The organism is Catenuloplanes nepalensis, from assembly GCF_030811575.1.
GTDB classification, from domain to species: Bacteria; Actinomycetota; Actinomycetes; order Mycobacteriales; family Micromonosporaceae; genus Catenuloplanes; species Catenuloplanes nepalensis.
In genome coordinates this window covers 4819912-4832403 of record NZ_JAUSRA010000001.1, presented here as the reverse complement: position 1 = coordinate 4832403, position 12492 = coordinate 4819912, and the positions used below count along the sequence as shown (strand labels likewise).

At 69.0% G+C, this 12492-nt stretch carries 13 protein-coding genes; 11 read left to right on the top strand and 2 right to left on the bottom strand.

Annotation, left to right across the window (positions count from 1 at the left end; translation table 11 throughout):
* The first annotated feature begins 19 nt into the window (after positions 1–19).
* From J2S43_RS20985 to prcA, 8 genes are all read left to right on the top strand, one after another.
* The gene (locus tag J2S43_RS20985) at positions 20–1000 is read left to right on the top strand and encodes a tRNA (adenine-N1)-methyltransferase (RefSeq protein WP_370881642.1); all 981 of its coding nucleotides are present in this window, start codon (positions 20–22) and stop codon (positions 998–1000) included.
* Positions 997–1584, top strand: a complete 588-nt coding sequence (locus J2S43_RS20980; protein WP_306831740.1) for a hypothetical protein — start codon at positions 997–999, stop codon at positions 1582–1584. Before J2S43_RS20985 ends, J2S43_RS20980 begins: the two co-directional genes overlap by 4 nt.
* 286 nt (positions 1585–1870) lie before the next feature.
* Complete coding sequence (gene arc, locus J2S43_RS20975) at positions 1871–3652, top strand: proteasome ATPase (RefSeq protein WP_306831737.1); 1782 nt, start codon at positions 1871–1873, stop codon at positions 3650–3652.
* Positions 3653–3775: 123 nt separating this feature from the next.
* Positions 3776–5308, top strand: a complete 1533-nt coding sequence (dop, locus tag J2S43_RS20970) for a depupylase/deamidase Dop (protein ID WP_370881641.1) — start codon at positions 3776–3778, stop codon at positions 5306–5308.
* Between the two features lie 146 nt (positions 5309–5454).
* The gene (locus tag J2S43_RS20965) at positions 5455–5670 is read left to right on the top strand and encodes a ubiquitin-like protein Pup (protein ID WP_306831736.1); all 216 of its coding nucleotides are present in this window, start codon (positions 5455–5457) and stop codon (positions 5668–5670) included.
* 66 nt (positions 5671–5736) lie between these two features.
* A complete protein-coding gene (locus J2S43_RS20960) occupies positions 5737–6375 on the top strand; it encodes an endonuclease VII domain-containing protein (RefSeq protein ID WP_306831734.1) in 639 nt (212 codons plus the stop codon).
* Positions 6294–7136 (top strand): proteasome subunit beta, encoded by an 843-nt coding sequence (gene prcB / locus J2S43_RS20955; protein ID WP_306831732.1) that lies wholly within the window; start codon positions 6294–6296, stop codon positions 7134–7136. The genes J2S43_RS20960 and prcB overlap by 82 nt, the downstream gene beginning before the upstream one ends.
* A gap of 48 nt (positions 7137–7184) precedes the next feature.
* Positions 7185–8021, top strand: a complete 837-nt coding sequence (gene prcA / locus J2S43_RS20950) for a proteasome subunit alpha (protein WP_306831730.1) — start codon at positions 7185–7187, stop codon at positions 8019–8021.
* 198 nt (positions 8022–8219) lie between these two features.
* Here the strand turns inward: prcA and rfbD are convergent, their stop codons facing one another.
* Entirely contained in the window at positions 8220–9140 is a 921-nt protein-coding gene (gene rfbD, locus J2S43_RS20945) for a dTDP-4-dehydrorhamnose reductase (RefSeq protein WP_306831728.1), read from the bottom strand.
* 161 nt (positions 9141–9301) lie between these two features.
* Here rfbD and rfbA point away from each other — a divergent pair, with 161 nt between their 5' ends.
* From rfbA to J2S43_RS20930, 3 genes are all read left to right on the top strand, one after another.
* A complete protein-coding gene (gene rfbA, locus J2S43_RS20940; protein WP_306831726.1) occupies positions 9302–10171 on the top strand; it encodes a glucose-1-phosphate thymidylyltransferase RfbA in 870 nt (289 codons plus the stop codon).
* Positions 10172–10286: 115 nt separating this feature from the next.
* The gene (pafA, locus tag J2S43_RS20935) at positions 10287–11645 is read left to right on the top strand and encodes a Pup--protein ligase (RefSeq protein WP_306831724.1); all 1359 of its coding nucleotides are present in this window, start codon (positions 10287–10289) and stop codon (positions 11643–11645) included.
* A 56-nt stretch (positions 11646–11701) separates the two neighbouring features.
* On the top strand, positions 11702–11875 hold the full coding sequence (locus J2S43_RS20930) for a hypothetical protein (protein ID WP_306831722.1): 174 nt from the start codon (positions 11702–11704) through the stop codon (positions 11873–11875).
* On the opposite strand, the gene J2S43_RS20925 is transcribed toward J2S43_RS20930, so the two are convergent.
* Positions 11862–12311: a MarR family winged helix-turn-helix transcriptional regulator gene (locus J2S43_RS20925; RefSeq protein WP_306831721.1), complete on the bottom strand. Its 450-nt coding sequence runs from the start codon at positions 12309–12311 to the stop codon at positions 11862–11864. The two genes, J2S43_RS20930 and J2S43_RS20925, sit on opposite strands and share 14 nt — an antisense overlap.
* Positions 12312–12492 lie beyond the last annotated feature (181 nt).

The following is a 12492-nucleotide window of genomic DNA, read 5'->3' as shown; positions in this document are numbered from 1 at the left end:
CGCGCCCGTATCAATAGAGATGGCAAGACCGAGGAAGAGGAACACCGTGACCGTACCGTCCACCGCCGTCGTCCCGACCGACCAGCCGGTGCCCGCGCGCCGCGGGCCGTTCCGGGCAGGTGACCGGGTCCAGCTCACCGACCCGAAGGGACGGATGCACACCGTTGTCCTGGAGCCCGGCAAGGCGTTCCACACGCACCGGGGCGCGCTCGACCACGACGAGCTGATCGGCCTGCCCGAGGGCAGCGTGATCACGTCCGCGAACGGCACCGCCTACCTCGCGCTGCGCCCGCTGCTCTCCGACTACGTGCTCAGCATGCCGCGCGGCGCCCAGGTGATCTACCCGAAGGACGCGGCCCAGATCGTGCAGATGGGCGACATCTTCCCGGGCGCGAAGGTGCTCGAGGCCGGCGCCGGCTCCGGCGCGCTGAGCTGCTCGCTGCTGCGCGCGGTCGGCGACAACGGCGAGCTGCACTCCTTCGAGCTGCGCGAGGACTTCGCGGCCATCGCCCGGAAGAACGTCGAGGCGTTCTTCGGCGCGCCGCACCCGGCCTGGCACCTGCACCACGGCGACGTGGCCGACAACCAGGAGACCGGATTCGACCGGATCATCCTGGACATGCTCACGCCGTGGGAGGCTCTGGACATGGTCGAGCGGTGCCTGGTCCCCGGCGGTGTCTTCATCGGCTACGTGGCCACCACGCCGCAGCTGTCCGAGCTGGTCGAGGCGCTGCGCGAGCGCGGCGGCTGGACCGAGCCGCGCGCCTGGGAGTCGCTGGTGCGCGACTGGCACGCCGAGGGCCTCGCGGTCCGCCCGGACCACCGCATGATCGCGCACACCGCGTTCCTGGTCTCCGCCCGCAAGCTCGCGCCCGGCGTGCAGGCCCCGCCGCGCCGTCGCAAGCCCTCCAAGGGCGCCGAGGCGTACGCCGTGCGTAAGGCCGCGTTGCAGGCGGCGGCCGTCGTGGAGGATCAGGCAGAGTCGCCGGAGGTCGAGTGAGTCACAGCCTGGGTGGGGGAGGGGATCTGCCCGCGGTCTTCCCGGACTGGTCCCCTTACCATGACCTCGACTCGGCGGCCCGCGCCTACCTCCGCGACCCGGACGTGGCGCTGGAGTCGCTCGGCGGTGTGCTGCGCGGCGCGGACGTGCTCTGCTTCACGCTGGAGCGGTTCGTCAACGAGGTCAACGGCGTGTGGCAGGAGGTCGTCGTCTGCGACGGCAACCGGCTCATACTGTGGCACGGCGAGGATGTGCCGCTCGGCGAGGGGCCGCCCGGCTCGATGACGTCGTCGCTGCGCGTGGTGCCGCTCTCCACGGTCACCGAGGTCGGCTGCCGGCGGCAGCTCACCCGCACGCCGAACGGGCAGGCCCAGGTCGGCAGCGTCGACGTCTACCTGCTGCTCAGCACGATGGACGAGGCGGCGCCGGGCGGCGGCACGCTGGAGGAGGGCGAGCGGCCCCCGGTCCGGCACGACGCGCTGCGCTTCGGCAAGACCATAGACGACGGCGGTGCGGGCCAGATCGCACGACTCGAGGAGTTCGCGCGGGTCGTCGCCTCATTGGTCGGCAGGCCGACGTTGTAGCTCAGCCGGGGGCGGCCCCCGCAGCCTCGGCCGCGTGAATCACGTGAATTATGCCGAGGGCGGACTCACTCCGTACCGAGGATGCGGCTTGGTGTTCTTCGGGGGTTTTCGCGCCATGCGCGGGATGTTTTCGCACTCGGGAGGCAGGTTTCAGCCTCGGTGACCGGTTGTGATCGCATGGACACATCTGATCAAGCTTCGGTGACGAGGGTGTTGCGTGGGTTGGAATCCCGGCTTTTGCGGCTAGTGTTATCTCAAGACGTTCGAGCCCCCGGGGAGGTGGGACGTGGCACGTAGCGACGACGCCGACCAGCGCGCCGCACGGTGGGAGAAAGAGGCCCACGATCTCTCCACGCAGGTCGCGTTTCTTCAAGAGGAACTCGCTCTGGTGCGGCGCAAGCTGACCGAAAGCCCTCGTCACGTAAGGCAGCTCGAGGAGCGGCTCGCGGCAACGCAGGCGCAGCTCTCCCGGCTGTCGGAGAACAACGAGCGACTGGTGGCCACCCTCAAGGAGGCACGAAGCCAGATCGTCACGCTCAAGGAGGAGATCGACCGCCTGGCACAGCCGCCGAGCGGTTACGGTGTCTTCCTGACCCGCCATGAGGACGGCACCGTCGACGTCTTCACCGGTGGGCGCAAGCTCCGCGTGGCGGTGTCCCCCTCGCTCGAGGTGGACGAGCTTCAGCGCGGGCAGGAGGTCCTGCTCAACGACGCACTGAACGTCGTCGACGCGTTCGGGTTCGAGCGCGTGGGCGAGGTGGTGATGCTCAAGGAGATCCTGGAGTCGCCGGACGGCGGCCCGGGTGACCGTGCGCTCGTCATCTCGCACGCCGACGAGGAGCGCATCGTGCACCTCGCCGACACGCTCATCGGCTCCGCGCTGCGCGCCGGTGACTCGCTCATGATCGAGCCCCGCTCTGCGTATGCGTATGAGCGGATCCCGAAGAGCGAGGTCGAGGAGCTGGTCCTGGAGGAGGTCCCGGACGTCGGTTACACCGACATCGGTGGCCTGCACTCCCAGATCGAGCAGATCCGCGACGCGGTCGAGCTGCCGTTCCTGCACGCCGACCTGTTCCGGGAGCACCAGCTGCGCCCGCCGAAGGGCATCCTGCTCTACGGCCCGCCCGGCTGCGGCAAGACCCTCATCGCCAAGGCCGTGGCGAACTCGCTGGCGAAGAAGATCGCCGAGCGGCAGGGCAAGGAGAAGCACACCAGCTTCTTCCTGAACATCAAGGGCCCCGAGCTGCTCAACAAGTACGTCGGCGAGACCGAGCGGCACATCCGGCTGATCTTCCAGCGCGCACGGGAGAAGGCCGGCGAGGGCACCCCGGTCATCGTGTTCTTCGACGAGATGGACTCCGTGTTCCGCACCCGCGGCACCGGCGTCTCCTCCGATGTGGAGAACACCATCGTCCCCCAGCTGCTGTCCGAGATCGACGGCGTGGAGGGCCTGGAGAACGTCATCGTCATCGGCGCCTCCAACCGCGAGGACATGATCGACCCGGCCATCCTGCGCCCGGGCCGGCTGGACGTGAAGATCAAGATCGAGCGTCCGGACGCCGAGGCGGCCAAGGACATCTTCTCGAAGTACATTCTCAGCGGCCTGCCGCTGCACGAGGACGACCTGAACGAGCACGGCAAGGACCCCGACGCCACGGTGGCCGCCATGATCGAGTCGGTCGTGCTCCGGATGTACTCCGAGACCGAGGAGAACCGCTTCCTGGAGGTCACCTACGCCAACGGTGACAAGGAGGTCTTGTACTTCAAGGACTTCAACTCCGGCGCCATGATCCAGAACATCGTGGACCGCGGCAAGAAGATGGCGATCAAGGAGTTCCTCTCCTCCGGACGCAAGGGCCTGCGCCTGCAGCACCTCCTCGACGCGTGCGTCGACGAGTTCCGCGAGAACGAGGACCTGCCGAACACGACCAACCCCGACGACTGGGCCCGCATCTCCGGCAAGAAGGGCGAGCGGATCGTCTACATCCGCACGCTCGTCTCCGGCGGCAAGGGTGCGGAGGCCGGCCGGTCCATCGAGACCGCGTCGAACACCGGTCAGTACCTGTAGGAGTCATTGTGGAACGGGCGGCCCCGCACGGGCCGCCCGTTTCTTTTTATCCATGTGCCGACACGTTTCGTCACGCCTCGTAGGGGCTAGGCTTCCCTTAACGGGTTATGGGGAGGTTGTTTTATGTCTGTACGTCGGATCATGGGAACCGAGGTCGAGTACGGGATCTCCGTGCCCGGCCAGCCCGGCGCCAACCCGATGGTGACCTCCTCGCAGGTGGTCAACGCCTACGGAGCGCGGCCGGAGCTCAACCGCGGCGGGCGCACCCGCTGGGACTACGAGGAGGAGTCGCCGCTGCGCGACGCACGCGGCTTCACCTACTCCGGCGCGGCCTACGACCCCGCGGAAGCGCTCGCGGACGAGGACCTCGGCCTGGCGAACGTCATCCTCACCAACGGCGCCCGGCTCTACGTCGACCACGCCCACCCGGAATACTCCACACCCGAGGTCACCAACCCCCTCGACATCGTCAAGTGGGACAAGGCCGGCGAACGCGTGATGGCCGAGGCGGCCCGGCGCGCGGCCACCATCCCCGGCGCGCACCCCATCCACCTGTACAAGAACAACACCGACAACAAGGGCGCGTCGTACGGTGCCCACGAGAACTACCTGATGCGGCGCCAGACGCCGTTCGCGGACATCGTGGCATACCTGACGCCGTTCTTCGTCACCCGGCAGATCGTCACCGGCGCCGGCCGGGTCGGCCTCGGGCAGGACGGCTCCGGCACCGGCTTCCAGATCTCCCAGCGCGCCGACTTCTTCGAGGTCGAGGTCGGGCTGGAGACCACGCTCAAACGCCCGATCATCAACACCCGCGACGAGCCGCACGCGGACGCGGACAAGTACCGGCGGCTGCACGTCATCATCGGCGACGCGAACCTGTCCGAGATCTCGACGTATTTGAAGGTCGGCACGACCGCGCTGATCCTCTCCATGATCGAGGAGAAGGCGCTCACCGGCGAGCTCGGCATCGCCGACCCGGTCTCCGAACTGAAGGCGATCAGCCACGACCCGTCGCTGCAGCACCTGATCCGGCTGCGGGACGGCCGCAAGCTGACCGCGCTCGACCTGCAGTGGGCGTTCTTCGAGCGGGCCAAGCAGTTCGTCGACGACCGGCTCGGCACCGACGCGGACGAGCAGACCACGGACGTGCTCGACCGCTGGGAGTACATCCTGGACAAGCTCGGCCGGGACGTCATGACCTGCGCGGACGAGCTGGACTGGGTGGCGAAACTGCGGCTGCTGGAGGGCTACCGCGAGCGGGAGAGCCTCGGCTGGGCGTCGCACAAGCTGCAGCTCGTCGACCTGCAATATTCGGACGTGCGGCCGGAGAAGGGCCTCTACCACCGGCTGGTCGCGCGCGGCTCGATGAAGACGCTGCTGGACACCCAGGACACCTGGGACGCCATGGTCGAGCCGCCGGAGGACACCCGGGCCTTCTTCCGCGGCCGCTGCCTCGCGCAGTACGCGTCCGAGGTGGTCGCGGCCAGCTGGGACTCGGTCATCTTCGACATCGGGCGGGAATCGCTGGTCCGGGTGCCGATGATGGAGCCGGAGCGGGGCACGAAGAAGCACGTCGGGGCGCTGTTCGACCGGTGCGAGAGCGCCAAGGACCTGCTCGAGGCGCTCACCGGTGCTCCGAAGTCGGCGACGTAGACGGTCCGCGGTGATGAGAAGGGCTCGGCTGAGCGCGAAACACGCGCTTGGGCGAGCCTTTTCGTCATAACGGCGGGGTAGGTTTTAGGTACCTGATGTTGCCGGGGCGTTCGAGTCCCGCGGCACGAGGCGAGGGAGGGACCGGGATGGCTACCAGGGACACCGGCGGACAGTCGCAATCCAGCAAGAGCGGCCAGCAGGGCGAGGTCGACGAGGCCACGGTCGAGGCCAACCCGGAGACCGCCGAGCGCGTCGCCGAACTGACCGAGGAGGTCGACGACCTCCTCGACGAAATCGACTCGGTTCTCGAGGAAAACGCTGAAGAATTTGTCAGGGGGTACGTGCAAAAAGGGGGTGAGTGAGTAGAAATGTCCGAATTTTTTGGGAGCGAAACGGCCGGAATACGGCTATGTCGAGACTGTGGGCAGTTGAAGCCGTTGACCGAGTTCCACGTGAGCCCCAAACGGCGCGGCGGTCGCGGCAGCTACTGCAAGCCGTGCTTCAACGAGCGTTCGAAGCAGAGCTACGCGAAACGGGTGGCCGACCGGGACGGTCGCGAGGTTCGGAAGAACGTCGAGGTCCCGGACGGCCACCGCTTCTGTCCGGACTGCGAGCGAATTCTGCCGTTGACCCCTGACTTCTTCCCGCGCAGCAAGAATGGGCGTCAGGGTTCTGGTGGGTACTGCAAGCCCTGCCACAACGCGCGCGGCAAGGAGTCGAAACAGCGTCTGCACGGCGGCAGCCGTCAGTATCATCTGCGCCGCCGCTATGGCATCGATCAGGAGATTTTTGACGCGATGCTCGCCGATCAGGGTGGGGTCTGTGCGATCTGTGATGCAGCGGACCCCGAACACGTCGATCACGATCATCGCACCGGCGCGGTGCGCGGGATATTGTGCTTCAACTGCAACGGCGGCCTCGGCCAGTTCCGTGACAACATCACGTACCTGGACAGGGCGATAACATACCTGAAGGGACACCACACGTGGCGATGGGTTTTGATCCATCCGGGCGTCTACCAGAGGCGTTCACCAGCCTGGGGACCTCCTCCTTCACTCAGTTCCTGAGCGTCGCCGCCCCCGATCTGCTGCCCGGCCGCCGGCCGCTGCCGCCCGGCCTCTCCGCCGGTGACGTCGCGCCGCACGGCACCACGATCGTGGCGATCTCGTTCGCGGGCGGCGTCGTCCTCGCGGGTGACCGGCGCGCGACCATGGGCAACATGATCGCCAGCCGGGACATCGAGAAGGTGCACCCGGCGGATGCGTTCTCGCTGATCGGCATCGCCGGCACGGCCGGTGTCGGCATCGAGCTGATGCGCCTGTTCCAGGTGGAGCTGGAGCACTACGAGAAGATCGAGGGCGTCATGCTCTCGGTCGACGGCAAGGCCAACCGGCTCGCCGCGATGATCCGGCAGAACCTCGGCGCGGCGCTGCAGGGCCTCGCGGTCATCCCGCTCTTCGCCGGTTACGACCAGGCCGCGACCGACCCGGCGCGGGTCGGCCGGATCTTCAGCTTCGACGTGGCCGGCGGGCTGTACGAGGAGACCGGCTACGACGCGATCGGCTCCGGCTCGATCTTCGCGAAGTCCGCGCTGAAGAAGCGGTACCGGCCCGGCATCTCCGCGGAGGAGGCGACCCGGCTCGCGGTCGAGGCGCTCTACGACGCCGCGGACGACGACACCGCGACCGGCGGGCCGGATCTGATCCGCAGGATCTTCCCGGTGGTGATGACCGCGTCGGCCGAGGGCACGCACCGGCTCACCGAGGAGCAGGTCTCCGCGATCGCCGAGGCCGTCGTCAACGCCCGCCACGAGAACCCCGGCGGCTGAGAAGCGTTCCACCGCTTCTGACGCCAACGATTTCGAAGGAGAGCCGCCGTGGCAATGCAGTTCTACGCCTCACCCGAGCAGATCATGCGCGACCGCTCCGAGCTGGCCCGTAAGGGCATCGCCCGGGGCCGTAGTGCCGTGGTCCTCAGCTATGCCGGTGGGGTCCTCCTCGTCGCGGAGAACGTGACGTCGCTGCGTAAGGTCAGCGAGATCTACGACCGGATCGGCTTCGCCGCCGTCGGCCGTTACAACGAGTTCGAGAACCTGCGCCGGGCGGGTGTGCGCAAGGCAGACATCGACGGTTACAGCTACGACCGGCGGGACGTGACCGGGCGCGCGCTGGCCAGCACGTACACGCAGGTGCTCGGCGCGATCTTCACGGAGCAGCAGAAGCCGTTCGAGGTCGAGCTGTGTGTGGCCCAGGTCGGCGCGTCCGCGGAGCAGGACGAGATCTACCGCATCATGTACGACGGCTCGGTCCAGGACGAGCCGGGCTTCATGGCGATGGGCGGCCAGGCCGAGGGCATCTCCAGCACGCTCAAGGACGGCCACGAGTTCACGCTGTCGCTGTCCGGCGCGCTGAAGCTCGCGGTCAGGTCCCTGGCCAGCGTGGGCGGCGAGAACGGTTCGCCGCGCACGATCACGGCGAAGCAGCTCGAGGTCGCGGTGCTGGACCGGGCGCGTAGGGGCCGCACGTTCCGCCGGATCACCGGCGAGGCGCTGGCCGCGCTTCTGGAGGGCGGCGACCTCCCGGCCGACGCGGTCGAGAAGCCGGGCGCTCCGGCCCCGGGCCCGGACACCCCGACGGTGTCGGCGGCCTCCGCCGACCTGGAGACCGCGGGTGAGTCCGCCGCGGTCGACGAGGACGGCCCGGCCGAGAAGTAGCCGAGGTTCTACCGGCGGCCGCCGGAGCGAAATCCCGCTCCGGCGGCCGTTTCGCGTCTCGTCCCGCGGCGGTTCGTCAGCGTGGGAGTCCGTGCGGGTTGCGGGACCACGGCGTGACCGGCAGGGAGGCCGCCCGCGGCCGACCGGTGCCCGCGGGAGCACTCGGAACGCCACCCCGCCGGAAGCGGGAAAACGGTTTTAGGATCTTGCGGCTTTGGCGAGGTCGGCGAAGCCGGGTTCGCTGAGGGCGTGGTCGAGCTGGACGCGCCAGTCGGGCTGTGGTGGGATGCCGGCGGCGGTCCAGGCGTCGTGGCCGAGGACGCTGTAGGCCGGGCGCGGGGCCGGGCGGGCGAAGGACTCGGCGGTGGTCGGGCGGATCCGGTCGGGGTCGAGGCCGGCCAGGTCGTAGAGCGTGCGGGCCAGGTCGTGCCAGGAGGCCTGACCGGTCGCGGTGCCGTGGTAGATGCCGGGGGCGGCGGTGCCGGCGAGCGCGGCGGTGCCGAGGCGGACGAGCTGTTCGGCGAGCGCGGCGGTCCAGGTGGGCTGGCCGATCTGGTCGGTGACCACGTCGACGGTCGGGCGGGACGCGGCCAGCTTCAGCATGGTGGCGATGAAGTTCGGGCCGTGGTCGCCGTAGAGCCAGGCGGTGCGGACGACGTAGCCGCCGGTGCGGAGCGCGAGCTGCTCGCCGAGGACCTTTCCGCGACCGTACGCGTTGATCGGCGCGGTCGGGTGCGTCTCAGGGTACGGCTTGGTGCCGGTGCCGTCGAAGACGTAGTCGGTGGAGATCTGGATGAGCTTGGCGCCGTTGACCGTGCACGCGGCCGCGAGGTTGTTGACGGCGCGGCCGTTGATGTCGGTGGCGACGTCCTCGTGGTCCTCGGCCGCGTCGACGTCGGTCCAGGCGGCCGCGTTGATCACGATGTCGTGGCCGGAGACCGCGGATGCGACCGCGGCGGCGTCCGTGACGTCCAGCATGTCCCGGGTCGCGGCGGTGATCTCGACGGGCGTCTCGCTGCGCCGGGCGTGCCGGCCGTAGGACGCGGTCGGCTCGGTCAGTGCGGCGACGAGGTCGCGGCCGAGCATCCCGCCCGCGCCGGTGATCAGCCAACGGGTCATGTGCCGGCCCCCCAGGAAAAGCTCTGCGTGTGCTCCGCCCCAGGAGCGCAAGCCACGGTACCAGCCCTCGCGCCGGGCCCTGCCCCGCTGCGGGACGCGTCGATCACAGCTTGATTGCGAAGTCACTGCCGGTAGTGGTCCGACGTGAGTACTATTCGCCGGTGCGCGGGATCCTTTTGGCAGGTGGAACCGGGTCTCGGCTGTGGCCGATCACCCAGGCGGTGTCGAAGCAGCTGATGCCGGTCTTCGACAAGCCGATGATCTATTACCCGCTGACCACGCTCGTCACCGCGGGTGTTCGCGAGGTTCTGATCATCACGACGCCGGACGACCAGGCCCAGTTCCGCCGGCTGCTCGGTGACGGTGCGCAGTGGGGGCTGTCGCTGACGTACGCGGTGCAGCCGCGCCCGGAGGGCATCGCCCAGGCGTTCCTGATCGGCGAGGAGTTCCTGGCCGGTGACGACGTCGCGCTGATCCTCGGCGACAACATCTTCCACGGCGGTGACCTGCCGACCCGGCTGAAGGAGAACGCGGCGCACGCGGGCGGGCGGGTGTTCGCCTATCCGGTCGCGGACCCCGGCGCGTACGGGGTGGTGGAGTTCGACGAGTCCGGCAAGGTCGTCTCGATCGAGGAGAAACCGGAGAAGCCGAAGTCGCGGTACGCGGTGCCGGGTCTCTACTTCTACGACGCGGACGTGGTGCGGATCGCGAAGGAGTTGCGCCCGTCGGCCCGGGGCGAACTGGAGATCACCGGGATCAACGACGCGTACCTGCGGCGGGGTGACCTGACGGTCACGGTTCTGGACCGGGGGACGGCCTGGCTGGACACGGGGACGTTCGCCGACCTGGTGCACGCCGCCGAGTACGTTCGCGTCATCGAGGCGCGCCAGGGCTTCAAGATCGGTTGCATCGAGGAGGCGGCCTGGCGCGCGGGCCGGATCGGTGACGACGACCTCCGCGCCCTGGCGGAACCGCTGCGCCGGAGCGGCTACGGCGATTACCTGTTGCGGCTGCTCGACTGGGAGCGGTGAAGCCGGACGGACAAAGCGGTACAAAGCCCCCCGGGGAGTAGATTTTTTCGCGCCCCGTCCCCGAGGCGGGTCACACAGGTGCCACAACAGGGTCACGTGGGGCTAATGTTCGGTCATGGAGCGGCGAATCTTCGGTCTTGAGACCGAATACGGCGTCACGTGCACCTACCGAGGTCAACGGCGTTTGTCACCGGATGAGGTGGCGCGCTACCTGTTCCGGCGGGTCGTCTCCTGGGGGCGGTCCAGCAACGTCTTCCTGCGTAACGGCGCCCGGCTCTATCTGGATGTGGGTTCCCACCCGGAGTATGCGACGCCCGAGTGTGACTCCGTGCTCGACCTGGTCGCCCACGACCGGGCGGGGGAGCGGATCCTCGAGGGCCTGCTCGTCGACGCGGAGAAGCGTCTGCACGACGAGGGGATCGCGGGCGAGATCTACCTCTTCAAGAACAACACCGACTCGGCCGGCAACTCGTACGGCTGTCACGAGAACTACCTGGTGTCGAGGCACGGCGAGTTCGGCCGGCTGGCGGACGTGCTGATCCCGTTCCTGGTCACCCGGCAGTTGATCTGCGGCGCGGGCAAGGTGCTGCAGACGCCGCGCGGCGCGGTCTACTGCCTGTCGCAGCGCGCGGAGCACATCTGGGAGGGCGTCTCCAGCGCCACCACCCGGTCCCGGCCGATCATCAACACCCGCGACGAGCCGCACGCCGACGCGGAGCGGTACCGGCGGCTGCACGTGATCGTCGGCGACTCGAACATGAACGAGGTGACGACGCTGCTGAAGGTGGGCAGTGCCGACATCGTGCTCCGCATGATCGAGGCCGGCGTGGTGATGCGCGACCTGTCGCTGGAGAACCCGATCCGCGCGATCCGCGAGGTGTCGCACGACGTGACCGGCCGGCGCAAGGTGCGGCTCGCGTCGAACAAGGAGATCTCCGCGCTGGAGATCCAGCAGGAATACCTCGCGAAGGCGACCGAGTTCGTCGAGCGGCGCGGCGGCGACGACACGGCCAAGCGCGTGGTGGAGCTGTGGGGCCGGGTGCTGGACGCGGTCGAGTCCGGCAACCTGGACACGGTGTCCCGCGAGATCGACTGGGTCAGCAAGCTCAAGCTGATCGAGCGCTACCAGGCGAAGAACGACCTGCCGCTGTCCCACCCGCGGATCGCCCAGATGGACCTGGCGTACCACGACATCCGGCGCGGGCGCGGGCTCTACGGGCTGATGGAGCGGCGCAAGCAGGTCGACCGGGTCGCCGGTGACCTGGACATCTACGAGGCCAAGGAGACGCCGCCGCAGACCACGCGGGCGCGGCTGCGCGGCGAGTTCATCAAGCACGCGCAGGAGAAGCGGCGCGACTTCACGGTCGACTGGGTGCACCTGAAGCTCAACGACCAGGCGCAGCGCACCGTCCTGTGCAAGGACCCGTTCCGGGCGCACGACGAGCGCGTCGAGCGGCTGATCGCCAGCATGTGAAGCGGCGCCGGGCCCCGGGAGCTTTCCCGGGGCCCGGCGTTTACGCTGGCAGGACTATGACCTCACCAGATGAGCAGCCCGGCCAGAACCGCTTCGAGCGCCGCCGCGAGCGGATCGTCGCGGAGGTGCAGGCCAACCGGCGCGGTGAGTACCGCGTGCCGACCTGGGTCTACGCCGCGATCCTCGGCGTGATCGTGGTGGGCTGGGCGCTGTTCGTCATCCTCGGCTGAGCGCGTCCGCGATCTGCCGCAGCGCACGCCGAACCGCGGGCTGATCGGCCGGGTCGATGTGCGCGAACACGTGCCGGCGCGCGCTGTCCGCGTGAGATGGGTCGGCACTCTCCGCCTTCTTGACGCCCGCCTCGGTGAGCACGGCCACGGAGCCGCGGGCGTCGGTGGCATGCCGGCTGCGCCGGACCAGGCCGAACCGGGTGAGGTCGCCCACCACGCGGGTGACCCGGCTCGGTGACAGCGCGACGGCCGCGGCCAGGTCGACCATGCGCAGCGAGCGGTCCGGGGCTTCGGCGAGGCTGTGCAGGATCGCGAACTCGGTCATCGACAAGCCCTCGGTGCGGGTCATGTCGTCGTCGAGGGCCGGCGGCAGCAGATGCACCACGTGCGCGAGGGCCCGCCAGAGCGCGTCCTCTTCGTCGGTGAGCCGATCCATGCCGCGATCGTGCCACGCGTCTTCGTGCGTGCGCAAGCAACGAAGCATGTGCGTGCGAGCCGTAGCGGACTTCGCCGCGCGGAAACGCCCGCGGTGCGTGGCCTCCGGGTCCGGGCCGGACGACTGGCCGGGGTCGACGGTCAGGTCCGGAGGTCACAGAAGTGCGTGCGCGCGCTGGCAG